Genomic DNA, 24,716 nt, shown 5'->3' on the forward strand with positions numbered 1-24,716 from the left:
GGCGATTGCGAAACAGGCGCGTGAACGCAACCTTCTCGGCGCGCGTGTCGGCCAGCCGGCGCATGCCCGCGCTGACACGCGCAAACATGCGCTCCAGAACCATGCTCCCCTTTTTTGCAGGCGCAGGTCGCCGAAGTATCCAAGCAGCAAAGCCATCGTCGTAGCCTCCAGAACAATGGCAGCTACAGAATCANATGCGNTTCAAACACTTCAAGCCATTTTCCGGCGTCGCTTCTTCACGCTTGACCACAGCACGAAGCAAATGTGTGCGCACGCTAGCCCACAGGGGAGAAGGTGGATCGGCGCGTAGCGCCGAGACGGATGAGGGGTGCTGGACGGAGCGCAATAGCCGGCTAATCTAAGCCATGCCGCATCAACCTGTCCCGCCAGCCAAACGAAGCTTCGCCCGTTCGCTCCGGCGTGTAATGACGGAAGCGGAAGACCGGCTGTGGCATGAACTGCGCGACCGCAGGCTCGACCGGATAAAATTTCGGCGCCAGGTTCCTATTGAAAAGTACATTGCTGATTTCGTCTGCTTCGAAGCACGCTTGGTCGTCGAGATCGATGGCAGCCAGCATGCGGAGTTGGAGTCTGACAGCGTCCGCAAAACTCACCTGGAAGAGAAAGGCTTTCGCATTCTGCGCTTTTGGAACGATGACGTTCTGAAAGACATGAACGCCGTTTGCGATACCATCATCGCCTATGTACGGGATACCAGCCTACAGCCTTGGCGGTAGGGGCGCGTTCTTCCCTTCTCCCCTGTGGGAAGGTGGATCGGCGCGTAGCGCCGAGACGGATGAGGGGTGTTCCAGCGGAGTGAGACGTTGGCTTTCCCTGGAACACCCCTCATCCGTCGCCTGCGGCGACACCTTCTCCCACAGGGGGAGAAGGGAAGAACACCTGCGGCCCGATCACAAACCGGTGAGCGCTGTAACGAAGGCGCCGACAGCGGCGAAGTGGGGATATCTGCGGTGCTTCCAGGCGCCGCCGCCCACGGAGCAAGCCGATGTCAGGGTCCAGCACGTTCATCAAAGTGTCCAGCCTCTCGGCGATTGCGCTGGCAGCGTCGCTCGGTGCGGCGGCGGCCCAGCCGCTCAGCGTGGTCGAGCTGTTCACCAGCCAGGGCTGCTCGTCCTGCCCGCCGGCCAATGCCAATCTGATCAAGGTCAAGGACCAGCCCGGCGTGCTGGCGCTGTCGTTCAACGTCACCTATTGGGACTATCTCGGCTGGAAGGATATCTTCGGAAAACAGGAATTCACCCGGCGCCAGGTCAGTTATGAGCCGGCGCTCGGCCATGACGGGCCGTTCACGCCGCAAGTGGTGGTCAACGGCCATGCCGATGTCGTCGGCGCCGCACCCGGCGAAATCGAAAAGCTGATTGCGGCGAGCGGCCGGACAAGCGGCCCGGCATTGTCGCTCGATGGCGGCAAGATCAGCATCGGCGCCGGCGCCGCACCTGGCGGCCGCGCCGATGTCTGGCTGGTGCGCTATGCCAAGGGCGTCGTCGAGGTGCCGGTTTCGCGCGGCGAAAACACCGGCCGCACCTTGCCGCACGCCAATGTCGTGCATGCGCTCGAAAACCTCGGCAGCTGGACCGGCGCGGCCGCGACATATCCTCTGCCCGCCGCGTCCGGCGGCATGAGCACCGCCGTGCTCGTGCAGTCGCCCGGTGGCGGACCGATCCTGGCCGCCGCGACCGACTAGATCCCGCTTCGACAAGAGATTGCGCAACGCCGCATGGAGCGGCGCCGCATAGCACGGCCGCCTAGAGGGCGCGCCTTCAACGCCAACCCCAAGGAGATCATCATGACCACTTCCCGCCTGACGCTGCCGGCGCTCGCTCTCGCTCTGTGCTCGACGGCGCTGTTTGCCGGCGGCATCGCCCGTGCCGACGACGCGACCAATGCGATGAAGCCGGCTGCAAATGCCATGAAACCGGCCGCGGATGCGATGAAGCCGGCCGCAGACGCCATGAAACCTGCAACGGATGCGATGAAGCCTGCCGACCCGATGGCCACCAATTCCATGAAGCCGGCGGCTGACGCCATGAAGCCGGCAACGGATGCGATGGCTCCGGCCAAGTAAAGGCGGTGCTGTTTCCGGCTTCGGTCCCGCGGGTCCGAAGCCGGATGCACGTGAAAGTGAGGCTTCGGCCGCAACTCGCCCGTCGCATGATCGTATCTTATCCAATAGACTCCACATGATGGACGTCACAGGAGCTCAAGCCATGACCGACATTCAAAAACCAGTCATCAGACAATCGTCGAACGTCTTCCGCAGCGCGCTCGCCGCTCTTGCGCTGGCCGCCGCGGGCGCCGCCTTCTGGCTGACGCCGGCGGTTTCGGCCGAGGACGCGGTGAAGATCCCGCCGCCGGCACTCGACGAAAAGGCGGCCACCGGCACTGAAAAGGCAGTCTTCGCCGGCGGTTGTTTCTGGGGCGTGCAGGGCGTGTTCCAGCACGTCAAGGGCGTCACCAAGGCCGTCTCCGGCTACACCGGCGGCGACAAGGACACCGCCGTCTACGAGACGGTCGGCTCAGGCCGCACCGGGCATGCCGAATCCGTCGAGATCACCTACGATCCGTCGAAGGTGACCTACGGCCAGCTGCTGCAGGTCTATTTCTCGGTCGCCCACAACCCGACCCAGCTGAATTTCCAGGGTCCGGACTCCGGCACGCAGTACCGCTCGACGATCTTCGCCGAAAACGATGCCCAAAAGAAGATCGCGCAAAGCTACATCGCCCAGCTCGACCAGGCCAAGGTGTTCCCGGAGCCGATCGTCACCACGCTGGAAACCGGCAAGACCTTCTATCCGGCCGAGAACTATCATCAGGACTTCCTGACGCTGAACCCGACCTATCCCTACATCGTCTACAACGACCTGCCCAAGGTGGCGAACCTGAAGGCCCTGTTCCCGGCGCTCTATAGCGAGAAGCCGGTGCTGGTGCTGGCGGCGAGCAATTGAGTTGAGTGCGAGAAGCGGGGGTGGGGTGTGCCAAGGGCGGCGACGCCCCGTCCGTTCGCCATCCTAGGGCGAAGCAAGGAGCGAAGCGACGCGGCGCAGACCCTAGGATGACGAAGGCGTGGGACTCTGCGGCCAATTTCGAGGGTTGGCTCCACCAACCTCGCTGCCAGCCGGCCTCCACCTTGCCGCTAGCCAGCCGCAACCTTCAGCCACAGCGCCTTTTCGCCAAGCGTGGCGACCATGCCGGCGTGCGCGGCGCGTTCGGCTTCGGTGACGCGCGGCAGCAGGGGTGCCGGGCGCTGGCTGATGATGATCTCGATCTGGCGGACATTTTCGCCTTGCGCCGGCGCGGTGGCGCTGTCGAGGATAAGGGCCGCCTGCTTGCCGCCGATCAGCTCGATATAGACCTCGGCCAGCAATTCGGAATCGAGCAGGGCGCCGTGCTTGGTGCGCTTGGTGTTGTCGATGCCGTAGCGCCGGCAGAGCGCATCGAGCGAATTAGGACCCATCGGGTGCTTGCGGCGCGCCAGCGCCAGCGTGTCGACGACGACGCCGTTGTCGATGACAGGGTGACCCAGCCGGCCGAATTCGACGTTGAGGAAGCCGACATCGAAAGTGGCGTTGTGGGCGACCAGCTTGGCGCCGTCGGTGAAGTCCAGCCACTCCTGCACGATCTCGGCAAAGGTCGGCTTGCCCGCGAGGTCCGCCGCGCTGATGCCGTGCACCGCCTGTGCCTCGGCATGGATCGCGCGGCCTTGCGGGTTGATGTAGTGGTGGAAGGTCCTGCCGGTCGGGAAACGGTTGACCAGTTCGACGCCGCCCAGCTCGATCACGCGGTCGTCGCGCGAATCGAGGCCGGTGGTTTCCGTGTCGAAGATGATCTCACGCATCGAATCAGTCGCTCCAAAGGAGCAGAATCGTGAGAGCGGAACAAAATGGCAATGAGAAACTATGATGGCCAGGGCAATCGCACAGGTTTGCGCCGCCCCTCATCGCCCTGCACCTTTCCTCTCCCCCGTCGATCGGGGGAGAGGTGTCGAGCGAAGCCGGCAGGCAGATAAGCGGCTCTCACATCGACAGCTGGCGGTCGAGCGGTGGGCTCAACCACCTGGCTTGCCTATCAGCTGGCTGATGATTGCAGCGACCTCCGCCCGCGCGGCGTCCATCCCCTGGCCGGTGTCGACGATGAAATCGGCCTGACGGCGCTTTTCCGCGTCCGGCACCTGCTTGGCCAGGATCGACGCCAGCTTCTCTTCCGTCATGCCGGGCCGCGCCAGCACGCGCTGGCGCTGGATCTCGGCTGGCGCTGTGACGACGACGACCTTGTCGACGCGGTTGCGGCCGCCGGTTTCGAACAGCAGGGGGATGTCGAGGACGGCGATCGGCGCGCCTGATCCACGATGCCTGGCCAGAAAGGCATCGGCATCGGCGCGCACCAGCGGGTGGATGATGGTCTCCAGCCGCTTCAGCGCCGCGGCATCGCCGAGCACGCGCGCGCCAAGTTTGGCACGATCGACCACGCCGGCGGATGTGGTGCCGGGAAAGGCGGCCTCGACCAGGGGGGCTGCCTTGCCGGCATAGAGGCGATGCACCGTCTCGTCGGAATCGTGGACCGGCACGCCGGCGTCAGTGAACATTTTTGCCGTGGTCGACTTGCCCATGCCGATCGAGCCGGTGAGGCCGAGCACGATCATGGCTTCGGCACCAGATCGGCGACGATCAGGGCCCGGAGTTCGGCCGTCACCCGCGGCCTGATGCCGAACCAGCGCTCGAAGCCAGGCACGGCCTGATGCAGCAGCATGCCAAGACCGTCGACCGTCTTCAGATTTCGCGCGCGGGCGGCCGCGAGCAGCGGCGTCTCCAGCGGCACATAGACGATGTCGGTGACGATGGCATGGTCGGGCAGCCGGGCGGGATTCGCCGACAGGCCTTCATTGCCATGCATGCCGAGCGCGGTGGTGTTGACCAGCAGGCCGGCATCGCCGAGCAGTTCGTTGGTCGCCGCCATGCCATGCGCCGAGACACCGGTGCCGAAACGATCGCGCAATTCCTGCGCTCGGGCCAGAGTGCGGTTGACGATGCGGATGTCGGCAACGCTGCGCTCCTTCAGCGCATGGATGACGGCGCGCGACGCGCCGCCGGCGCCGAGCACCACCGCCGGACCCTTGCTTGCCCAGCCCGGTGCATGATCGTCGAGGTTGGCGGCGAAGCCGTGACCGTCAGTGTTGCCGCCCCACAGGACGCCGTCCTCGAACCACAGCGTGTTGACGGCGCCGATTTCTTGCGCCGCCTGATCGCGGCGTTCCGCCAATGCGAAGGCCGCTTCCTTGTGCGGGATGGTGATGTTGCCGCCGCGGTAATTGTTTGCCTGCAATGTTTCCACGAACACGGCAAAGTCTTGCGGCGCGACATCGATGGCCTGGTAGCTTCCGTCGATGCCATGTTTGGCCAGCCAGTGACCATGGATCTTCGGCGAGCGCGAATGCTTGACCGGATGGCCCGACACGAAGGCTTTTTTCGACGCCTCAGCCATCGATCGCCCCCAGGTCTCGCAGTTCGGCCAGCAGCGGCAACAGCGGCAGGCCGACAATGGTGAAATGATCGCCCTCGATTTTCTCGAACAATTGAATGCCTTCGCCTTCGATCTGATAGGCGCCGACGCTTCCCAGCGCCTTGGCGCCGACGCGGGCGAGGTGGCGGCCGATGAATGCGGGGTCGAGCTTGCGCATGGTCATCGAAGCGATGCCGACATGGCGCCACAAAACCTTGCCGTCGCGAACCAGCACGGCGGCGCTGTTCAACTGATGGGTCTTGCCCGACAGCGCCAGCAAATGACGGCGGGCACCCTCCATGTCAGCCGGCTTGTGGAACACCTCGTCGCCGAGCGACAGCGTCTGGTCGCAGCCCAGCACCAGGGCGCCCGGCCTGCGCTCGCTGACTTCGGTCGCCTTAGCCTCGGCCAGCACCAGGGCGACGTCCTCGGGCGAGACGCCGCTATCTTGCAAAGGCGACTCGAGCGCGCGCTCGTCGACATCGGCCGGCACCGCCTCGACATCGATGCCGGCATTGACCAGCATCGCCTTGCGGAACGGACTGCCGGAAGCGAGGATAAGTTTTTCGGTCATGCTGATTCACCCATGTTGGCGCTCCGTCACGCACCCCTCATCCGACCGAGCTTCGCTCGGCCACCTTCTCCCACAAGGGGAGAAGGGAAGTCCCACGCGTACGCCGCTGCAAATCGCCAACTGGCGGTATCTTGCGGAGACGACGGTGCCACGTTCTTCCTTCTCCCCTTGTGGGAGAAGGTGGCCTCGCGAAGCGAGGTCGGATGAGGGGTGCTGGTGCTCACTTATCTTACCTGCCCTATCTATTCTTCCCCCGCAGGGCAACGATGGCCGCCGCCGTTTCCTCGATCGAGCGACGGCTGACGTCGATCATCGGCCAGCCATGGCGCGTGCAGATCTTGCGGGCGTAGGCGAGTTCTTCGCTGATCGCCGCGCGATCGACATAGTCTGATGCCTCATACGAGCTGCTGTTGCCGAGGATGCGGTTTTGCCGGACGTGCGAGATGCGCTCGGCGGTGGCGATCAGCCCGACGATGAGCGGCTTGCTGGCGGCAACCAGGCTTTCCGGCACCGGCACGCCGAGCACGATCGGGATGTTGGCGGTCTTGATGCCGCGGTTGGCGAGATAGATGCTGGTCGGCGTCTTCGACGTGCGAGAAATGCCGATCAGCACGACATCGGCATCGTCCATGTTGAGCGGCAACTGGCCGTCATCATGGTCCATGGTGAAATTGAGCGCGTCGATGCGGCGGAAATATTCGGCGTCGAGAACATGCTGGGCGCCGACGCGGCGGCCGGCCGGGGTGCCGAGATAGGACTGGAACACGGTCAGCACCGGCTCCAGCACCGAGACGCAGGGCAGGCCCATGGCCGCGCAGCGCTCGTCGATGCCGCGCGCCAGCTTCTGGTCGACGACCGTATAGAGGATGATGCCCGGCTCTTCCTCTATGTCCTCGAACACCTTCGCCACCTGCTTTTCGGTGCGGATGAGCGGATAGATATGCTCGATGGCGCGCGCATCCTTGTATTGTGCCGAAGCCGCCCGGCCGGCGGCGAGCAGCGTTTCGCCGGTCGCGTCGGAAATCAGGTGCAGGTGGAAGAAGCTCTGGGGTTTGTTCACAGGGGGTCACCTGGGGCTGTGGGCCGCTGTGGATAAAGCGGGATGGAAAAACGGGTCGGTCGGAGGCGACTGTATCAGATGGCAGTTTGTCCACAATTCGATGCGCTGTCAGCTTCGCCGGACGGCTGGGGACAAGTTTGGGGACGGCTTCTTTTGGCTGTCGTCCGTCCACAGGGCAGGTTTTGCGCCACTCTTGCTAAGGCTTTGACTCCAGTGACGGATTCCGGACTATCCCCAGAACCCTGCATCCAGGAAAAAGAAGCACGCGACAATATGTTGGCTGGTGTTTTCCGGGGCAAAGCGGGACAGGTGGCAATCACCAGAACCAACAGACTCTTAGAATCAGAAGAATCTTAGATATAAGAATCTTTGATTATAGAAGAGGCCGGAAGAAGCGAGCGCTCGATGCCCCAGAACCGGATCATGCTGGATGTCCTGAAGGGCAAGGCTCATTTTCCGCCTCCGCTCTGGATGATGCGTCAGGCAGGGCGTTATCTGCCGGAGTATCGGGAGACACGCAGGCGAGCAGGCTCGTTCCTCGATCTCTGCTATGATCCAGACCTTGCCGTCGAAGTGACCTTGCAACCGATCGAGCGCTTCGGCTTCGATGCTTCGATCCTGTTTTCCGATATCCTTGTCGTTCCGCATGCGCTTGGCCGTGACGTCCGTTTCGAAGAGGGCAGGGGGCCGCTGCTGACGCCGATCACCGCGCCGCAGATTCTGGCTCTGGAGGGCAAGGTGTTTCACGTGAATCTCGAACCGGTCTACGAGACGGTTCGCCGATTGCGGGCCAAATTGCCCGACGAGACAACCCTGATCGGCTTCTGCGGCGCGCCGTGGACGGTGGCGACCTACATGATTGCCGGCCATGGCACGCCCGACCAGGCGCCGGCGCGGCTTTTTGCCTATCGCGAGCCGGTGGCCTTTCAACGATTGCTGAAGGTGCTTGCCGAACATTCGGCCGCCTATCTCATCCGCCAGATCGAGGCGGGCGCGGATGTGGTGCAGATTTTCGATTCCTGGTCCGGCGTGCTGGACGATGAAACTTTCGATTTGTTCTGCGTTCAGCCGATGGCCGAGATCGTTGGCCGGGTGCGGGCGGTTTATCCCGATGTCCCGATCATCGGTTTTCCCAAGGGCGCCGGTGCGCGCTACCGGACCTATCGGCAGAAGACCGGCGTAACGGCGCTGGGCATCGACTGGACGGTGCCCCTGATTGCGGCGAAAGAATTGCAGCGCTCGGGTGCGGTTCAGGGCAATCTCGATCCCTTGCGGCTCGTGGCTGGCGGCAAGGCGCTGTCGGATGGCGTCGAGGCGATCCTGGGAGCGCTGGGAGACGGGCCGCTGATCTTCAACCTCGGTCACGGCATCACGCCGGAGACGCCGATCGCCCATGTCGAGGCGATGGTGAAACAGGTGCGGAGCGCGACACGCTGATGGCTCAGATGAACAACACGAACAGCGGCGGCCAGGCGATGATGCGCATGATATCAGGTATCGCCGTGCTGATCGTTTTCACCGCGCTTTTGTATTTCGCGGCACCCGACGGTTTCTACCCCTGGGCCAAGGCGATCCATATCCTCGCCGTCATCTCGTGGATGGCGGGCATGCTCTATCTGCCGCGGCTGCTGGTCTACCACGCCGATGCCGAGAAGGGCTCGGTGCAGTCGGAAACCTTCAAGGTGATGGAGCGGCGCCTGTTGCGCGGCATCATCAACCCGGCGATGATCGTCACCTGGGTGTTCGGCCTGTGGCTTGCCTGGAAGGGTTTCGGTTTCCAGGGCGGCTGGCTTCACGCCAAGATCGGAGCGGTGCTTTTGCTGTCGGCCATGCATGGCTATCTGGCCGGCGCGGTGCGCAAATTCGCCGAGGACCGTAATGAAAAACCGGCCAGGCACTGGCGGATGGTCAACGAGATCCCCACATTGCTGATGATCGCAATCGTCATCCTGGTGGTGGTCAAGCCGTTCTGATGCATGTTGCTCAAAAACGGCCAGGAGACTGCGACAGGCATTGATGCGTTTAGGCCTTCATAGGCCATGCAAAACGCAGCTTGCTCTTTCACCCGACCGACGATAAAAGACGGGTCTTCCTTCCCGTCATGCGCCGCCCCTCGTTGTTTTCGGCCGCGCCCGGCATTTGTCGCATCCCGCCGATATTTTCCCAAAGCCTACCCAGACTCCATCTATTCAAGGTCCGTCTATGCAAGAAATGAAACTCGCCGAGTTCAAGAACAAGAAACCGCCAGAGCTGATCGCTTATGCCGAATCGCTCGAGGTCGAAAACGCCAGCGTCATGCGCAAGCAGGAGCTGATGTTTGCGATCCTGAAGAAGCTGGCCGCCCAGGAGATCGAGATCATCGGTGATGGCGTGGTCGAGGTGCTGCAGGACGGTTTCGGCTTCCTGCGCTCCGCCAACGCCAATTACCTGCCAGGTCCCGACGACATCTATATTTCACCGTCGCAGATCCGGCGCTTTTCGCTGAAGACCGGCGATACTGTCGAAGGGCCGATCCGCAGCCCGAAAGAGGGCGAGCGCTATTTCGCGCTGCTCAAGGTCAACACTATCAATTTCGACGATCCCGAGAAGATCCGTCACAAGATCCACTTCGACAATCTGACGCCGCTCTATCCGACCAAGCGGCTGAAGATGGAGATCGAGAATGTCACCACCAAGGACATATCGGCCCGTGTGATCGACCTGGTGGCGCCGATCGGCAAGGGACAGCGCGCCTTGATCAACGCGCAGCCGCGTACCGGCAAGACGGTTCTGATGCAGAACATCGCCCACTCGATCACCGCCAACCACCCGGAATGCTATCTGATCGTGCTGCTGATCGACGAGCGGCCGGAAGAAGTGACCGACATGCAGCGCTCGGTGAAGGGAGAGGTGATCTCCTCGACCTTCGACGAGCCGGCGGTGCGCCACGTGCAGGTCGCCGAAATGGTCATCGAGAAGGCCAAGCGCCTGGTCGAACATGGCCGCGACGTCGTCATCCTGCTCGATTCGATCACCCGTCTCGGCCGCGCCTACAACACCGTCGTGCCGTCATCCGGCAAGGTGCTGACCGGTGGCGTCGACGCCAACGCGCTGCAGCGGCCGAAGCGCTTCTTCGGCGCCGCCCGCAACATCGAGGAAGGCGGTTCGCTGACCATTATCGCCACCGCGCTGATCGATACCGGCAGCCGCATGGACGAAGTCATCTTCGAAGAGTTCAAGGGCACCGGCAACTGCGAAATCCAGCTCGACCGCAAGGTGGCCGACAAGCGCATCTATCCGGCCATGGACATCCTGAAGTCCGGCACCCGCAAGGAAGACCTGCTGGTTTCCAAGCAGGACCTGCAGAAGATCTTCGTGCTGCGCCGCATCCTGGCGCCGATGGGAACCACCGACGCGATCGAGTTCCTGATCGACAAGCTCAAGCAGACCAAGACCAATGCGGATTTCTTCGATTCGATGAACACGTAAGGGGATGTGGTAGCGGTCCTTCGCGCCCCCCTCTGCCCTGCCGGGCATCTCCCCCTCTAGGGGGGAGATTATGCCCTTGGTCGCTTTCGGCAATTATCAACGCTGTAAGGTGAGCGGAACAGCGAAGCTGCCGATCTCCCCACTTGAGGGGGAGATGGCCGGTAGGCCAGAGGGGGCGTCTCTCGCCGGCGGTTAGCAAAACTATCGCCGTCGCAACAATCGCTCGAGCTCTTCAGCATCCGTCACCGCCGGCAAACAAACCTGCCCTGTACACAACCATGCACCTGCCTTGTCGGTCGGCGGCAGGATTCCACCGGGCAGCAAGGGTCGATTCGCTGCCGTACCGATCGGCACGACGATTTCGATGCGGCGCGGGTCCGGGTTTCGATTCGCAACCGGAACGAGCTTTGGATCTGTGAACTCATCCACCAACACCAGCTTGAGCGGCTCGATCGCCAGCGCGCAGGCATTGACGATGCCGGCCTGGCCATAGGCCTGCTGCGCCGCGCGGCCGGCGGCATGCTCGGCGACGTGCCAGGCTCTTTCCTGCAGCTCGAGATTGCCGGTGACGGAGCCGAGCCTGACCAGCGCCTCGATGATCTGGCCGGTGGCGGACGGAATGGCTTCGTCGACATCGCCCCGGATGCGGATCGGCACGTCGGTGCTGTCGGAAGCAGTCAGGTAGTAGCCAGTTTTCTCGGCGTCTGCGTGCCAATGGTCGAGTTGCTCGACGAACTTGCTGGCCTGGCCGACATAGCTCCAGTCGCCCAATGCCTCGAACAGCGAGATCGCGGCATTGGTCATGGCGGCGTAGTCGCTCGACAGAGCGGGGAACAATTTTCTGGCGCCGAGCATCGAATGTGGCAAGCGGCCGTCGCGGCTGGCTGAGCTGATATGGGCGAAGGCCTTTGCCGCAGCAATGATCCAGTCAGGCCGCGCCAGGGACCGGCCGGCCTCGGCAAGAGCTGCGATCATCAGGCCGTTCCAGTCGGTGAGGGTCTTTGCGTCGCGGCCGGGCCTGACCCGCTGTTCCCGGATGGCGAGAAGCTTCGCCTTGAGCGGGCCGAGCTCCTGGCGATCGATCTGCGCTTGCTGGGACCTTGTTTGGTGGACAATTGGCTTGCCTTCCCAGCCATGTGGGCTGGAGAGCGTGAAGTATTTGAAAAACAAGGCGGAATCGTCGCCTAGGGTGTTTTCGACCTCTTCCTTGCTCCAGGTGTAGAACAGCCCCTCCTCGCCGTCGCTGTCGGCGTCGAGGCTGGCGGCAAAGGCGCCGCCGTCAACGCGCATTTCGCGCAGCAGCCAGTCGATGGTCTCTTCGATTCGTACCCGGAACAATTCGTTGCCGCTCTGCGCGTAAGCCCAGTTGCAGAAGCGGGTGAGTTGGGCATTGTCGTAAAGCATTTTTTCGAAATGCGGCACCAGCCATTCGGCGTCGGTCGAGTAGCGGCTGAGCCCGCCGCCAATATGATCGTAGATGCCGCCGCTCAGCATCTGTTCGAGGCTGTTGAGGACGTCGTCGCGATGGGCAGCGTTGCCGTCACGCAGCCAGGACAGCCACAGCGTTTGCATGAACGGCGCGTTGGGGAATTTCGGCGCGCCCTTTAAGCCCCCGAGATCGCGGTCGATCATGCCGTCGATGCCTTTGGCCAGTTCCGCCAGCGTGTCGCGGTCGAGCACGGTTCTGGCGTGCGAACCGGCGAGCCGCGCCTCGACATGCGTCGTCAGGCCGTCGGCGCTCTGGATGAGGCTCGCCCGCTTCTCGCGCCAGGCCTTGTCCACCGCCTCCATCACCTGGATGAAACCAGGGCGGCCATAGCGCGGCTCGCGCGGAAAATAGGTGCCGCCCCAGAACGGCTTGCCGTCCGGGGTCAGGAACATGGTCAGCGGCCAGCCGCCTTGCTCGCCCATCGCGGAGAGAGCCGCCATATAGACCTGGTCGATGTCGGGACGCTCCTCGCGGTCGACCTTGATATTGACGAACAGACGGTTCATGACGGCGGCGACACCGTCGTTTTCGAAGCTTTCATGCGCCATGACATGGCACCAGTGGCATGCGGCATAGCCGACCGAGAGCAGGATCGGCCTGTCCAGCGCCTTTGCCTCTTCGAGCGAAGCCGGTGACCAGGCGCGCCAGTGCACGGGATTGCCGCTGTGCTGCTGCAGATAGGGGCTGGCTTCTTCGGCAAGCAGGTTTTGCGCGGGCAGCGTCACTGGGCAAACTCGGGTGCGATTGGCTGATAGGCGTGAAGCTAGGGCGGTTCGGTAGAGCGGGCAAATGATTTCAGGCGATTCCATCGTAGCGCTGTCGAGCGGCCGGCTGCCGGCCGGGGTCGCCGTCATCCGCATTTCCGGTCCGCAGACTCGATTCGCAATCGAAACGATTGCTGGAGCTATGGTTAAGGACCGGGTGGCGGTTCTGCGTAGATTTAAGGCGCCCGACGGGACCTTGCTCGATACCGGCCTGGTCGTTTTCTTTCCCGGACCGGCCAGTTTTACGGGTGAGGATGTCGCCGAGTTCCATGTCCATGGCGGGCGCGCCGTGGTGGCTCGAATGCTGGAGACGATCGGTGGTTTTGATGGCGTCAGGCATGCTGAACCGGGTGAATTCACGCGCCGCGCCTTCCTTAACGGTAAAATCGACCTCGTAGAAACGGAGGCATTGGCTGACTTAGTCAATGCCGAGACCGAAGCGCAGCGGCGCTTCGCTGTCCTGAATGCCCAAGGCGTCCAAAGCGAACTCTACCTCGGCTGGCGCCGCCGGCTGATCCATGCCCGCGCCATGATCGAGGCCGAGATCGATTTCGCCGACGAGGACGATGTCCCCGGTTCCGTTTCGGATACGGTCTGGTCTGATGTCAGAACAATGATCGATGAGATCGATCGGCACATCGCCGGGTTTCGCGCCGCCGAGATCATCCGAGACGGCTTCGAGGTGGTCATCCTCGGTGCGCCGAACGCCGGGAAGTCGAGTCTGTTCAACGCCCTGGCGCGGCGGGATGCCGCTATAGTAACGGATGAACCAGGCACGACCCGCGACCTACTTGAAGTGACGCTTGATCTACAGGGGCTGCGTGTCAGGCTCATCGATACCGCCGGCCTGCGCGACGCCGCCGGGAAGGTGGAGGCGATCGGCATCGAGAAGGCGAGGGCCAAGGCGCATGGCGCCGATCTGCTGCTGTTGCTTCAGGACGTGGCGGACCCACGGGATGTCGGTTCGCTGCCGGCGGTGGCGCCAACGCTGCGCGTCGGCACCAAGCTCGACCTGATCGAGAGCGGCGCGGCGAGCGAGGTCGCCGGCGGCTATGACCTCGTCATCTCGGTGAAGGACGGGACAGGCGTGGAGGCACTGCTTGCGGAAATCGGCCGGCGTGCGGCGGAGATAGCCGGCAGATCAGGCGATATCCTGCCGTCGCGCCTACGCCACGTCGAATTGCTTGGCGAGGCCAACCGTCATCTGCGCCTCGCCATGGATGACCGGGCCGTCGGGCAGGAGCTGCGCGCCGAGGAGTTGCGGCTCGCAGCCGATCGCCTGGGCCGAATCGTTGGCGCTATCGATGTCGAGGACATGCTGGACGTGATTTTCTCGCAGTTTTGTATTGGGAAATGACTCACGTGAAACACTGGGTCGGTCGGTAGGAACCAGGTTCCCTATGGCTTGACGGCTTGGATGCTACACTTTGATGAGCGTGCCTTGCTAATTTGGTGGAACGCCCATGACTTCGTCATCCACGGGCGGAGCAAGGAGCGCAGCGACGCGGCGCAGACCCGAGGATCCATGCCGCGACATCAAAGCAGCCGCCACGGTGCAGGATTCTGTGCCGCTGCACCCTACGGTCAAGGTCGCGGCATGGATCCTAGGGTCTCCGCTACGGAGCTTCGCTCCTGCTCCGCCCTAGGATGACGAAGTTGAGGGCTTCGGCCAATGCCAAGCCAGGAGAAAACTATGAAACCCTGGCGGTAAGGAACCTCAGCCGGAGAATAATAGACCGGCGGCGTGACTCACGTGAAACATGGCTGCAGTTGCACCCCCGCTCTGTTTCACGTGAAACTCATCGCGGAGTTTTCTTGACAGCGCCGCTCCGCGGGGACATGTGTCCCTCAATCATTCGAATCCGGGAAGTTTGTGATGACCAATCACTATGATGTGGTTGTGGTGGGCGGCGGCCATGCTGGTTGCGAGGCGGCCAGCGCTGCCGCGCGCGCCGGTGCCAGGACTGCCCTGGTGACGCTGCGTTTCGACACTATCGGGGTCATGTCGTGCAACCCGGCGATCGGCGGGCTCGGCAAGGGTCATCTGGTGCGCGAGATCGATGCCATGGACGGCTTAATGGGGCGCGTGGCGGATGCGGCCGGCATCCAGTTCCGCCTGCTCAACCGCCGCAAGGGTCCCGCGGTGCGCGGGCCTCGCACGCAGGCCGACAGAAAACTCTATCGCCTTGCCATGCAGGAAGCGATTCGGCAGCAGAACGATCTCGACGTGGTCGAAGGCGAGGTTCTGGACTTCGAGATCGCCGACGGGCAGATCACGGCGGTTCTCCTGGCCGACGGCCGGCGCCTGGCTTGTGGCGCGGTCGTTCTGACGACCGGGACTTTTTTGCGCGGGCTTATCCATATCGGCGAGAAGAAGATCGTCGCCGGCCGCATGAACGAGCAGGCGAGCCTCGGCCTGTCGGCGACGATGGACCGCGCCGGCTTCAAGCTTGGAAGGCTGAAGACCGGGACGCCGCCGCGGCTCGATGGCCGGACCATCGATTGGGCGTCGCTGGAAAGCCAGGCGGCGGATGCGGATCCGGTGCCGTTCTCGCTGATGACCGACCGCATCGAGACGCCGCAGATCGATTGCGGCATTACGCGGACGACGACCGCGACTCATGAGCTGATCCGCGCCAATCTCGGCCGCTCGGCCATGTATTCCGGTTCGATCGAAGGGGTCGGGCCGCGCTATTGCCCGTCGATCGAGGACAAGATCGTCAAGTTCGGTGACCGAGACGGGCACCAGATTTTCCTGGAGCCGGAAGGGCTCGGCGACGATACGGTCTATCCCAACGGGATCTCGACCTCGCTGCCCGAAGACGTGCAGCTCGACATCTTGAAAACCATTCCGGGGCTGGAGCGGGCCGTCATGCTGCAGCCCGGCTATGCCATTGAATATGATCATGTCGATCCGCGCGAATTGCATCAGACGTTGGAGACGAAGCGCATTAGTGGCCTCTTTCTCGCCGGGCAGATCAATGGCACGACCGGCTATGAGGAAGCGGCCGGGCAAGGCTTGCTGGCCGGCCTCAATGCGGCGCGGCGGGCGGCGGGGAGCGAGCAGATCGTGCTCAGCCGCACCGAGGCCTATATCGGCGTGATGGTCGACGATCTGACCAGCCGCGGCATCGCGGAGCCCTACCGGATGTTCACCTCGCGGGCCGAGTTCCGGCTGTCGCTGCGCGCCGACAATGCGGATGAGCGGCTGACGCCCCTGGCGGAGAGGCTGGGGATTGCCTCGGCGCAGCGGATGCAGCGCTACGGGCAAGTCATGCAGAGTCTCGATGAAGCGCGGGAGCTGGCGAAATCGCTCACCATGACGCCCAACGAGGCGGCGCGTCACGGGCTGGAGATCAACCGGGACGGCGTGCGCCGCTCCGGTTATGAATTGCTGTCCTATCCCGATGTCGATGTCGCCTGGCTGGGTCGCATCGATTCGCGATTCGCGGCGATCGACAGCAAGACGGCGGAACGCCTCGAAACAGAGGCGAAATATTCGGTCTATCTCGATCGCCAGAAGACGGATGTGGCCCAGATCCGGCACGAGGAGAGCCGGCTGATCCCCGAGACGGTCGACTTCGCCGGCGTGCCGGGACTGTCCAACGAATTGAAGCAGAAGATGCAGGCGCGGCGGCCGCGCTCCATCGCCGATGCCCAGCGCATGGAGGGCATGACGCCGGCGGCGCTGGCGATCATTGTCGCGCATGTCCGCCATGCGGAGAGCGCCAGGCGCCCACAAAGGGATGTTGCGTGAGTTCTATGTCCCTAGAGAGCCTGCAGGACGCGGCAGGCCCGGTTTCACGTGAAACATTCTATCGGCTGGTGGCGTTCGAGCAGATGTTCCAGAAATGGAATCGCAGCATCAATCTCGTCGCGCAATCGACGTCGGGCGATGTCTGGCAGCGTCATATACTGGACAGTGCGCAGCTCGCGCGCATAGAGCCTCAGGCCACACGCTGGGTGGATCTCGGCTCTGGCGGCGGATTTCCGGGCCTTGTCATGGCTTTCCTGCTGGCCGAGCGCGCCGGCGCTAGCATCGATCTGGTTGAAAGCAATCGCAAAAAAGCGTCGTTCCTGCAGACCGTCGTCGGCCAGTTCAACCTGCCGGCGCGGGTCGTGGCGCGCCGTATCGATGAAAGCCATGCACTTGTTTCGACACCGCAAATCGTGACAGCGCGGGCGCTGGCCTCGCTTTCGACCTTGCTGGACCTGTCGGCGCCATGGCTGACATCAGGCGCGCGCGGCCTGTTCCACAAAGGCCGGGATTACCGCGCCGAAGTGCAAGAAAGCGTTAACCGATGGTCATTCGATCTGGTAGAACATCCCAGTGTGACCGACCCTGGCGGCGTCATCCTGGAATTGTCCAACCTGCGACCTGTCTGATCCGTCACTGACAGGCGATTTGGCGCCCAAAATGAATTTCTGGCATAAACCCATGATGAAGAATGGCCCCCGAATCATCACCGTAGCCAACCAGAAAGGCGGCGTCGGCAAGACAACCACCGCCATCAATCTGGCGACCGCGCTGGCCGCGATCGGCGAAAAGGTGCTGATCGTCGATCTCGATCCGCAGGGAAATGCCAGCACCGGTCTCGGCATCGACCGCAAGGACCGGACGGTGTCCTCCTATGACGTGTTGACCGGCGAGTTGGAGCTGGAGGCCGCGGCCATCCCGACGGCGGTGCCCGGCCTGTCGATCGTGCCGTCGACGCTCGACCTGCTCGGCATTGAAATGGAGATCGCCTCCGCGCCCGACCGCGTGCTGAAGCTGCGCAATGCGCTGCGCGCCGCGACCGAGCGCGGCGCACCTTTCGGCTATGTGCTGATCGACTGCCCGCCCTCGCTCAACCTTTTGACTTTGAATTCAATGGCTGCGGCCGATTCTGTTCTTGTGCCGCTGCAATGCGAGTTCTTCGCGCTCGAAGGTCTCAGCCAATTGCTGGAGACGGTCGAGCAGGTGCGCCGCTCGATCAATCCGGATCTCACCATCCAGGGCATCGTGCTGACCATGTATGACGGCCGCAACAATCTCGCCAACCAGGTGGTGCAGGATGTGCGGGCGCATATGGGCGACAAGGTCTACGAGACCGTCATCCCGCGCAATGTGCGGGTGTCCGAGGCGCCGTCCTACGGCAAGCCTGCGATCCTTTACGATCTGAAATGCTCGGGCAGCCAGGCCTATCTGCAACTGGCGTCGGAAGTGATCCGCCGCGAGCGCAAGTTACGCGCCGCTTGATTAGACTCCCTGCAAATTAAGAGCCGATTCGATACCGAAACGATCCGGAACCTGGGATAAAGATGAGCGAAGACCTTTCGAGAAAGAGACTGGGGCGTGGGCTGGCGGCGCTGATCGGCGAGATCGATCGCCCAGCTGCGCCTGAAAAACCAGGCATGAGCGCCGACGGCAAGGTGCCGATCGAGTTCCTGACCCCCAATCCGAAGAATCCGCGGCGGCATTTCGGCGACGCCGAGCTGACCGACCTTGCCCAGTCGATCCGCGAACACGGCGTCGTCCAGCCGGTGGTGGCGCGTCCTTCGCCGGCACAGGCCGGCCGTTACGAGATCATCGCCGGCGAGCGGCGCTGGCGGGCGGCGCAGCGCGCCGGGCTTTCCGAGATCCCGGTCATCATCCGCGAGGTCAACGACCGCACCGCGCTCGAGCTGGCGATCATCGAAAACGTCCAGCGCACCGACCTCAATGCGGTCGAGGAAGCGCTTGGCTATCAGCAGCTGATCGACGAGCACGGCTACACCCAGGCCGATCTCGGCCAGGTGATCGGCAAGAGCCGCAGCCATGTCGCCAACACGCTCAGGCTCCTGAAGCTGCCGGACGTGATCCGCGACATGCTGGTCGACGGCGCGCTGTCGGCGGGCCATGCCCGTACACTGGTGACGGCGGAGGATCCGGCCGGCCTTGCCAAGCGTATCGTCGAAGAAGGACTTTCGGTGCGCCAGGCCGAAGCGCTGGCGCAGATACCGGCCGGCACCAGCAGCACCAAGGAAGCCAAGCCGGCGCCAAGTCCGGAGCAAAAGGACGCCGATACGCTGGCGCTGGAAAAGCTGTTGACCGATACGATCGGCATGATTGTGTCAGTGGATCACAAGGGCAAGGGCGGCACTTTGCGGGTTTCATACCGGTCGCTGGAGCAGCTTGATGAGCTGTGCAGAAGGCTGAAGCAGGAGCGTTAGTTAGCCGGCGAAGTATATTGAGACCGGAGATTGCGCAGTGGAAAGGGGCTGGCCGTTTGGCCGGCCTTTTCCTTTTGGGGCGCTGGTGATTGGCGAAATCGGTGACGCCGCGAATCTCCCCCCTTGAGGGGGGATGGCCGGCAGGCCAGAGGGGGTCGCCCCACATCAAGCGCCGGGCCCCTGCGGGAACGAAGAAGAGGTCAGCGCCCCACGCGCGGCGGCCCCCTCTGTCGCCTTCGGCGACATCTCCCCCCTCGAGGGGGAGATCAGGCTCGCTCCCCAGCCTCGCGCTCTCAACCGCGATCCCAAGCAGCGCCTGCCGCCAGCCCTGCCGCTCGCGGCTTGACAGTGCCAGGCAACGGCGTAACCTATATTAGATATGGCTTAAATTATGTGCCCTAGCGTGCCGGTCAGTCGAGGCGGGGGCTATTTGCCGTTCCTACAACAATCGTGAAATGGCACTGCCCCGCCAATGCGATATGCCGACGCGCCTGACGCAAGTGGGAGGTGCAAATGGCAGTCCGTTGGCAATTGTCCGGAAGTTACTTCGAAAATTGTAGCTGCGATGTCGTGTGTCCTTGTCTGCTGTCCACCAACGCGCAGCTGACATCGAAGCCGACGAAAGGTGTTTGCGACGTCGGTTTGGTCTTTCATATCAACACGGGCAACTACGGCGACGTTCGATTGGATGGGCTCAATGTCGCGATGGTCGCTCACACGCCGGGTCCTATGGCAAACGGCAATTGGACGGCCGCCGCCTATATCGACGAACGGGCCGATGACAGGCAAACAGAGGCGCTAGGTGCCATCTTCACCGGCGCTGCGGGCGGCCCTATGGCGGTGCTGGCACCCATGATTGGCACGAATCTTGGCGCCAAGAAGGTGCCGATAAGTTACCGGATAGACGGCAAGAAGCGGTCGGCGGAGATTGCGGGCGTCATGCAGATGGCGGTCGAGCCGCTGCCGACAATGCGCGAGGACGGGCAGATGTGGGCGGCCACCGGCCATCCTGTCAATCCCGATTGGCTCGCCATGGCGATGGGGGCGGAAGGCAGTACATTCAGCGATCATGGCATGAGCTGGGACAATTCCCGCCGAAACGGACATTACGCCCCGATCAATTGGTCTGGGCAGCAGTAGCCGTTGGCAGCGTAGCACGGAACGACCTCGTCCATGGCCCCGACGTTGCAGCGATACATCATTCTCGCGCTGCTGATCGCTATCGCTGCGGCGGCGTGGACCCTGCTTGTCTGGCAGCAGATGGGCATGGACGCGGACATGCGCATGGAAATGTACGCACTCACCATGGGTATGAAGGCGCCGCTGTTTCTTGCCATCTGGATGATCATGATGATTGCCATGATGTTTCCGACGGCCGCGTCCATGATCCTGACGTTTCACAAGGTCCAGGCCGGCAAACAGAGCCGGGGCGAGACCTTTGTCTCGAGCTGGGTGTTCGTGGCCGGGTATATGCTGGTTTGGGGCGTGATGGGCGTTATCGCCTTTGCCGGTGCGGCGGGTGCGGAGATGCTTGCCGGGCATGTGGGATTGTCCGCTGCGACGGCCGCGCGTATCGGCGGCGCGCTGCTGATGATTGGGGGCGCCTATCAACTCTCCCCACTGAAAGATCTGTGTCTGGCCAAATGCCGCACGCCGATTGGCTTCATCCTGACCTCATGGCGCGATGGTTATTGGGGTGCGGTTCGCATGGGCCTGGAGCATGGACTTTTTTGCCTGGGCTGCTGCTGGCTTTTGTTTCTCGCCCTCTTTCCTCTCGGGATCATGAACGTCGCCGCAATGGCCGTGGTCACCTTGCTGATCTTTGCGGAAAAGACCCTCCCGTCAGGAGGTGGGATCGCAAAGGTGTCGGGTATCGCTCTGCTTCTTTACGGCGCGGCGGTGCTGGTCTTTCCACAGGCGCTGCCAACCTTCCAGCAGGTGGGCGCCATGACAATGAATTGACCGATGGAGGCAGCGCTCGGCGCCGAGAAGAGGAGGATCGCTCTCCTACCGCTGCGCCAACCTGCTGCTCTCCACCGCAATGCCAAGCAGCGCCTGTCTTGCCAGCGCGACGGAAAGATCCGGCCGCCGCCTGGTCTGCAGCACCGCCGTCTGCAGCCGGGTCAGTGCGCGGCCGAGCGCTTCGGTGCTCCAGCGTTCCAGCGCTTTCTCCACCAGCTTGCGCCTGGAGAAAAACACCGGCGGGCGGGCGGCGGCAACGACCGAGGCGGCGTTGCGGTTGCCGGACTCCATCTGGCCGCGCATGATTTGGATCTGCTGCAACTGCCGCATTGCCGAGGACAGCACCAGGAAGGGCTGGCCGCCGGACTGGCAATGGCGGGTGAAGGCGGTGTCGAAGTCGCCGATCTTGCCTTCGAGAAGCGCGTCGACCGCGTCGTCGAAAGACGCGCCGGAGACATCACCTGACATCGCTTTGACCTCCTCCAGGCCGATCTCGGTCTGGCCATGGGCGTAGAGCACAAGCTTCTCGATCTCACCGCGCGAGGCCAGCCGGTCGCCGCCGAGATTGCGGCGCAGCGCCTGTCTCGCTTCCATGGTCATCGACATGCCGGCCCTGCCCAGTTCGCTGTCGATGACGGTGTCGATGTCGCGGGCTTCATCGGCATAGCAAGGCAGGGCCATGGCGTTGTCGGCCGCCTCGACGATGGCGCGCAGGCCGACACCTTTCTTGAGGTCGCCGGCCTCGATGAGAATGATCGCATCGCGCGCGGGCTCGGCCGTCAGCGCCTTGACGTCGTCGGCCAATGCCTTCTGGCCGCTGGCATTGCGCACCCACAGCAGGCGCCGGTCGGAAAACATCGGCACGGTGCGGGCCTCGTCGAGCAGCCGGCCCTCGTCGCGGTCAACCTCCGACCCCTCCAGCCTGACCACCGAGAAGGGATCGTCGAGCGGCAGGCCGGTCTTGCCGGCAAAGGCCTTTGCTCGCTCGGAGACGAGGCCGCGATCGGGGCCGTAAAGCAAGACGATGGAGATCCGCTGGTCCGGCTTCGCGAGCCAGCCATCGACCTCATATGCTTTCTTCTGTGCCATGGCGGGTTGGTTAGCATGATGTGGGGGCGGCATCCAGCTTGGGCGAACGGTCGACCCCCACTCCGTCGAGCTTCGCTCGACACCTCTCCCCCGTCGACGGGGGAGAGGAAAGGCGCGAGTTCGTCGACCAATCACCTTATCTGCCGGCAAACCTCGCCCAACCTTCCCTCTAATTGCGCGCCACCGCCCAACATCGACAAGAAATTTCGCGGACATATCTTCATCTTGGGTGCGGGAGGCTGGATCGGCCGGCGTGGCCGGGACCGACGTCCGCAGGCTACCCGACGAATTCGCACTGGCGGCGCAGATATGCAAATATCTGTTCCGGGCAACATTGGAGGACAAAGGTCATGGCCGATGCTGGGATGTTGCGTTTCCACGTTCCGGAGCCGGAAGTGCGGCCGGGTGGCATGCCTGACTTTTCCAATGTGCCGATCCCCAAGGCCGGCTCGGTGCCGCGTCCTGACATCGATGTCGATCCGCGCAGCATCCGCGATCATGCCTTCTCGATCATCCGCGTGCTGAACCGCACTGGCGAGGCCGTCGGCCCGTGGGCCGGCCTGCTGTCCAGCGACGAGCTCCTCACCGGCCTGCGCCACATGATGACGCTGCGGACCTTCGATGCGCGCATGCAGATGGCGCAGCGGCAGGGCAAGACCTCGTTCTACATGCAGCATCTGGGCGAAGAGGCTGTGGCTTGCGCCTTCCGCAAGGCACTGGCGCCGGGCGACATGAACTTTCCGACCTATCGCCAGGCCGGGCTGCTGATTGCCGATGGCTACCCGATGGTCACGATGATGAACCAGATCTATTCCAACGAAGCCGACCCGCTGAAGGGCCGGCAATTGCCGGTCATGTATTCGTCAAAGGAGCACGGCTTCTTCTCGATCTCCGGCAATCTGGCGACGCAGTACATCCAGGCGGTCGGCTGGGCGATGGCCTCGGCGATATCGAACGATTCGCGCATCGCAGCCGCGTGGATCGGCGACGGCTCGACGGCCGAGTCCGATTTCCACTCGGCGCTGGTGTTCGCCTCCACCTACAAGGCGCCGGTCGTGCTCAATGTCGTCAACAACCAGTGGGCAATCTCGACCTTTCAAGGCATCGCGCGCGGCGGTTCGGGCACGTTCGCGGCCAGGGGCCTCGGCTTCGGCATCCCGTCACTGCGCGTCGACGGCAACGACTACCTCGCCGTCCACGCCGTGGCCAAATGGGCGGCGGAGCGGGCGCGCAGCAATCTCGGGCCGACGCTGGTCGAATATGTCACCTACCGTGCCGGCGCACATTCGAGCTCGGACGACCCGTCCGCCTACCGGCCGAAGACCGAATCCGACGCCTGGCCGCTCGGCGACCCGATCGTGCGGCTGAAGAACCATCTCATCGCGCTCGGCGTCTGGTCGGACGAGCGGCACGCGCAGGCCGAGGCGGAAATCCTCGACACGGTTATAGCGGCGCAGAAGGAAGCGGAAAGCCACGGCACGCTGCATGCCGGCGGCAAGCCGTCGACGCGCGACATGTTCGAAGGGCTCTACGCCGAAATGCCGCCGCATCTCAGACGCCAGCGCCAGCAGGCGGGAGTCTGAGCCATGCCGAGACGGACCATGATCGAGGCCATTCGCGATGCCATGGATGTGTCGATGGGGCGCGACGACAAAGTCGTCGTGTTCGGCGAGGATGTCGGCTTCTTCGGCGGCGTCTTCCGCTGCACGCAGGGCTTGCAGGCCAAATACGGCAAGAGCCGCTGCTTCGATGCGCCGATCAACGAATCCGGCATTGTCGGCTCGGCCATCGGCATGGCCGCCTATGGGTTGAAGCCGTGCGTGGAAATTCAGTTTGCCGACTACATGTACCCGGCCTACGACCAGCTGACCCAGGAAGCGGCACGGCTGCGCTACCGCTCCAACGGCGATTTCACCTGCCCGATCGTGGTGCGCATGCCGACCGGCGGCGGCATTTTTGGCGGCCAGACGCACAGCCAGAGCCCTGAGGCGCTGTTCACCCATGTGTCGGGGCTGAAGACGGTGGTGCCGTCCAACCCGCATGACGCCAAGGGGCTTTTGATCGCGGCGATCGAGGATCCGGATCCGGTGATTTTCCTCGAGCCGAAGCGGCTCTACAACGGTCCGTTCGATGGTCATCACGACCGGCCGGTGACGCCCTGGTCGAAGCATGAGCTGGGGGAGGTGGCCGACGGCCACTACACGGTGCCGCTCGGCAAGGCGGCGATCCGCAGGGCAGGCTCGGCCCTCACCGTGCTCGCCTACGGCACCATGGTCTATGTCGCGCAGGCGGCCGTCGAAGAAACCGGCATCGATGCCGAGATCATCGATCTCAGGACCCTGCTGCCGCTTGACCTCGACACGATCGTCGCCTCGGTGAAAAAGACCGGGCGCTGCGTCATCGTGCATGAGGCGACGCTGACCTCGGGCTTCGGCGCCGAGCTGTCGGCGCTGGTGCAGGAAAACTGTTTCTATCACCTCGAAGCGCCGGTTGCTCGCGTTGCCGGCTGGGACACGCCCTATCCGCATGCGCAGGAGTGGGATTATTTTCCCGGTCCCGCTCGCGTTGGCCGTGCCTTGCTTGAAACCATGGGAGCCTGAG

Annotated in this window: 23 protein-coding genes; 16 read left to right on the forward strand and 7 right to left on the reverse strand. The window is 63.2% G+C overall.

The window, feature by feature from the left end; all coding sequences use genetic code 11:
- Positions 1-365: 365 nt before the first annotated feature.
- The 4 genes from M729_RS0121605 (at position 366) to msrA (ending at position 2,966) form a co-directional block, all read left to right on the forward strand.
- Positions 366-737, forward strand: coding sequence for an endonuclease domain-containing protein (locus M729_RS0121605; RefSeq protein ID WP_027162825.1), 372 nt, complete (start codon positions 366-368; stop codon positions 735-737).
- Between the two features lie 269 nt (positions 738-1,006).
- Entirely contained in the window at positions 1,007-1,705 is a 699-nt protein-coding gene (locus M729_RS0121610) for a DUF1223 domain-containing protein (protein WP_027162826.1), read from the forward strand.
- A 102-nt stretch (positions 1,706-1,807) separates the two neighbouring features.
- Positions 1,808-2,086 (forward strand): hypothetical protein, encoded by a 279-nt coding sequence (locus M729_RS0121615; protein WP_027162827.1) that lies wholly within the window; start codon positions 1,808-1,810, stop codon positions 2,084-2,086.
- A 142-nt stretch (positions 2,087-2,228) separates the two neighbouring features.
- Positions 2,229-2,966, forward strand: a complete 738-nt coding sequence (msrA, locus tag M729_RS0121620; RefSeq protein WP_027162828.1) for a peptide-methionine (S)-S-oxide reductase MsrA — start codon at positions 2,229-2,231, stop codon at positions 2,964-2,966.
- A 188-nt stretch (positions 2,967-3,154) separates the two neighbouring features.
- On the opposite strand, the gene dnaQ is transcribed toward msrA, so the two are convergent.
- From dnaQ to M729_RS0121645, 5 genes are all read right to left on the reverse strand, one after another.
- Positions 3,155-3,856: a DNA polymerase III subunit epsilon gene (dnaQ, locus tag M729_RS0121625; RefSeq protein WP_024504096.1), complete on the reverse strand. Its 702-nt coding sequence runs from the start codon at positions 3,854-3,856 to the stop codon at positions 3,155-3,157.
- Positions 3,857-4,066: 210 nt separating this feature from the next.
- The gene (gene coaE / locus M729_RS0121630; RefSeq protein ID WP_027162829.1) at positions 4,067-4,660 is read right to left on the reverse strand and encodes a dephospho-CoA kinase; all 594 of its coding nucleotides are present in this window, start codon (positions 4,658-4,660) and stop codon (positions 4,067-4,069) included.
- Entirely contained in the window at positions 4,657-5,499 is an 843-nt protein-coding gene (locus M729_RS0121635; RefSeq protein WP_027162830.1) for a shikimate dehydrogenase, read from the reverse strand. Before M729_RS0121635 ends, coaE begins: the two co-directional genes overlap by 4 nt.
- The gene (locus tag M729_RS0121640) at positions 5,492-6,091 is read right to left on the reverse strand and encodes a Maf-like protein (RefSeq protein WP_027162831.1); all 600 of its coding nucleotides are present in this window, start codon (positions 6,089-6,091) and stop codon (positions 5,492-5,494) included. Before M729_RS0121640 ends, M729_RS0121635 begins: the two co-directional genes overlap by 8 nt.
- Before the next feature lie 238 nt (positions 6,092-6,329).
- Positions 6,330-7,151 (reverse strand): pyruvate, water dikinase regulatory protein, encoded by an 822-nt coding sequence (locus M729_RS0121645; protein ID WP_013528729.1) that lies wholly within the window; start codon positions 7,149-7,151, stop codon positions 6,330-6,332.
- Between the two features lie 405 nt (positions 7,152-7,556).
- On the opposite strand from M729_RS0121645, the gene hemE reads away from it, so the two are divergent.
- From hemE to rho, 3 genes are all read left to right on the forward strand, one after another.
- Positions 7,557-8,588, forward strand: a complete 1,032-nt coding sequence (hemE, locus tag M729_RS0121650) for a uroporphyrinogen decarboxylase (RefSeq protein ID WP_027162832.1) — start codon at positions 7,557-7,559, stop codon at positions 8,586-8,588.
- On the forward strand, positions 8,588-9,124 hold the full coding sequence (gene hemJ, locus M729_RS0121655; protein WP_027162833.1) for a protoporphyrinogen oxidase HemJ: 537 nt from the start codon (positions 8,588-8,590) through the stop codon (positions 9,122-9,124). Before hemE ends, hemJ begins: the two co-directional genes overlap by 1 nt.
- A gap of 229 nt (positions 9,125-9,353) precedes the next feature.
- Positions 9,354-10,619: a transcription termination factor Rho gene (rho, locus tag M729_RS0121660; RefSeq protein ID WP_013528732.1), complete on the forward strand. Its 1,266-nt coding sequence runs from the start codon at positions 9,354-9,356 to the stop codon at positions 10,617-10,619.
- A gap of 201 nt (positions 10,620-10,820) precedes the next feature.
- Here the strand turns inward: rho and M729_RS0121665 are convergent, their stop codons facing one another.
- On the reverse strand, positions 10,821-12,833 hold the full coding sequence (locus M729_RS0121665; protein WP_027162834.1) for a thioredoxin domain-containing protein: 2,013 nt from the start codon (positions 12,831-12,833) through the stop codon (positions 10,821-10,823).
- A gap of 64 nt (positions 12,834-12,897) precedes the next feature.
- On the opposite strand from M729_RS0121665, the gene mnmE reads away from it, so the two are divergent.
- From mnmE to M729_RS0121705, 7 genes are all read left to right on the forward strand, one after another.
- Positions 12,898-14,229, forward strand: a complete 1,332-nt coding sequence (mnmE, locus tag M729_RS0121670; protein ID WP_027162835.1) for a tRNA uridine-5-carboxymethylaminomethyl(34) synthesis GTPase MnmE — start codon at positions 12,898-12,900, stop codon at positions 14,227-14,229.
- A gap of 519 nt (positions 14,230-14,748) precedes the next feature.
- Positions 14,749-16,629 (forward strand): tRNA uridine-5-carboxymethylaminomethyl(34) synthesis enzyme MnmG, encoded by a 1,881-nt coding sequence (gene mnmG, locus M729_RS0121675; protein WP_027162836.1) that lies wholly within the window; start codon positions 14,749-14,751, stop codon positions 16,627-16,629.
- Positions 16,626-17,258, forward strand: coding sequence for a 16S rRNA (guanine(527)-N(7))-methyltransferase RsmG (gene rsmG, locus M729_RS0121680; protein ID WP_027162837.1), 633 nt, complete (start codon positions 16,626-16,628; stop codon positions 17,256-17,258). The genes mnmG and rsmG overlap by 4 nt, the downstream gene beginning before the upstream one ends.
- 52 nt (positions 17,259-17,310) lie before the next feature.
- Positions 17,311-18,111 (forward strand): ParA family protein, encoded by an 801-nt coding sequence (locus tag M729_RS0121685; protein ID WP_013528736.1) that lies wholly within the window; start codon positions 17,311-17,313, stop codon positions 18,109-18,111.
- Positions 18,112-18,173: 62 nt separating this feature from the next.
- Entirely contained in the window at positions 18,174-19,064 is an 891-nt protein-coding gene (locus tag M729_RS0121690; RefSeq protein ID WP_013528737.1) for a ParB/RepB/Spo0J family partition protein, read from the forward strand.
- A 513-nt stretch (positions 19,065-19,577) separates the two neighbouring features.
- Entirely contained in the window at positions 19,578-20,204 is a 627-nt protein-coding gene (locus M729_RS0121700; RefSeq protein WP_027162840.1) for a DUF1326 domain-containing protein, read from the forward strand.
- Positions 20,205-20,237: 33 nt separating this feature from the next.
- Positions 20,238-21,026 carry a DUF2182 domain-containing protein gene (locus M729_RS0121705; protein WP_027162841.1) on the forward strand — a complete coding sequence of 263 codons (789 nt, stop codon included), beginning with the start codon at positions 20,238-20,240 and terminating at the stop codon, positions 21,024-21,026.
- A 45-nt stretch (positions 21,027-21,071) separates the two neighbouring features.
- Here M729_RS0121705 and holA read toward each other — a convergent pair whose 3' ends face one another.
- A complete protein-coding gene (gene holA / locus M729_RS0121710) occupies positions 21,072-22,115 on the reverse strand; it encodes a DNA polymerase III subunit delta (protein ID WP_027162842.1) in 1,044 nt (347 codons plus the stop codon).
- Positions 22,116-22,465: 350 nt separating this feature from the next.
- Between holA and M729_RS0121715 the strand changes: the two genes are divergently transcribed.
- Positions 22,466-23,698 (forward strand): 3-methyl-2-oxobutanoate dehydrogenase (2-methylpropanoyl-transferring) subunit alpha, encoded by a 1,233-nt coding sequence (locus M729_RS0121715; protein WP_027162843.1) that lies wholly within the window; start codon positions 22,466-22,468, stop codon positions 23,696-23,698.
- 3 nt (positions 23,699-23,701) lie between these two features.
- Positions 23,702-24,715 carry an alpha-ketoacid dehydrogenase subunit beta gene (locus M729_RS0121720; RefSeq protein ID WP_027162844.1) on the forward strand — a complete coding sequence of 338 codons (1,014 nt, stop codon included), beginning with the start codon at positions 23,702-23,704 and terminating at the stop codon, positions 24,713-24,715.
- The last annotated feature ends 1 nt before the right edge of the window (position 24,716 follow it).

Origin of the sequence: Mesorhizobium sp. WSM1293 (genome assembly GCF_000513875.1) — a bacterium.
Classification (GTDB): domain Bacteria; phylum Pseudomonadota; class Alphaproteobacteria; order Rhizobiales; family Rhizobiaceae; genus Mesorhizobium; species Mesorhizobium ciceri.

Coding starts and splice junctions, on each gene's coding strand:
- M729_RS0121705 (WP_027162841.1), top strand. CDS start 20,238: ATGGCCCCGACGTTGCAGCGATACATCATTCTCGCGCTGCTGATCGCT.
- coaE (WP_027162829.1), bottom strand. CDS start 4,660: ATGATCGTGCTCGGCCTCACCGGCTCGATCGGCATGGGCAAGTCGACC.
- M729_RS0121690 (WP_013528737.1), top strand. CDS start 18,174: ATGAGCGAAGACCTTTCGAGAAAGAGACTGGGGCGTGGGCTGGCGGCG.
- M729_RS0121610 (WP_027162826.1), top strand. CDS start 1,007: ATGTCAGGGTCCAGCACGTTCATCAAAGTGTCCAGCCTCTCGGCGATT.
- M729_RS0121720 (WP_027162844.1), top strand. CDS start 23,702: ATGCCGAGACGGACCATGATCGAGGCCATTCGCGATGCCATGGATGTG.
- M729_RS0121700 (WP_027162840.1), top strand. CDS start 19,578: ATGGCAGTCCGTTGGCAATTGTCCGGAAGTTACTTCGAAAATTGTAGC.
- dnaQ (WP_024504096.1), bottom strand. CDS start 3,856: ATGCGTGAGATCATCTTCGACACGGAAACCACCGGCCTCGATTCGCGC.
- mnmE (WP_027162835.1), top strand. CDS start 12,898: ATGATTTCAGGCGATTCCATCGTAGCGCTGTCGAGCGGCCGGCTGCCG.
- M729_RS0121715 (WP_027162843.1), top strand. CDS start 22,466: ATGGCCGATGCTGGGATGTTGCGTTTCCACGTTCCGGAGCCGGAAGTG.
- M729_RS0121640 (WP_027162831.1), bottom strand. CDS start 6,091: ATGACCGAAAAACTTATCCTCGCTTCCGGCAGTCCGTTCCGCAAGGCG.
- holA (WP_027162842.1), bottom strand. CDS start 22,115: ATGGCACAGAAGAAAGCATATGAGGTCGATGGCTGGCTCGCGAAGCCG.
- M729_RS0121605 (WP_027162825.1), top strand. CDS start 366: ATGCCGCATCAACCTGTCCCGCCAGCCAAACGAAGCTTCGCCCGTTCG.
- M729_RS0121685 (WP_013528736.1), top strand. CDS start 17,311: ATGATGAAGAATGGCCCCCGAATCATCACCGTAGCCAACCAGAAAGGC.
- msrA (WP_027162828.1), top strand. CDS start 2,229: ATGACCGACATTCAAAAACCAGTCATCAGACAATCGTCGAACGTCTTC.
- mnmG (WP_027162836.1), top strand. CDS start 14,749: ATGACCAATCACTATGATGTGGTTGTGGTGGGCGGCGGCCATGCTGGT.
- rho (WP_013528732.1), top strand. CDS start 9,354: ATGCAAGAAATGAAACTCGCCGAGTTCAAGAACAAGAAACCGCCAGAG.
- M729_RS0121615 (WP_027162827.1), top strand. CDS start 1,808: ATGACCACTTCCCGCCTGACGCTGCCGGCGCTCGCTCTCGCTCTGTGC.
- M729_RS0121635 (WP_027162830.1), bottom strand. CDS start 5,499: ATGGCTGAGGCGTCGAAAAAAGCCTTCGTGTCGGGCCATCCGGTCAAG.
- hemJ (WP_027162833.1), top strand. CDS start 8,588: ATGGCTCAGATGAACAACACGAACAGCGGCGGCCAGGCGATGATGCGC.
- hemE (WP_027162832.1), top strand. CDS start 7,557: ATGCCCCAGAACCGGATCATGCTGGATGTCCTGAAGGGCAAGGCTCAT.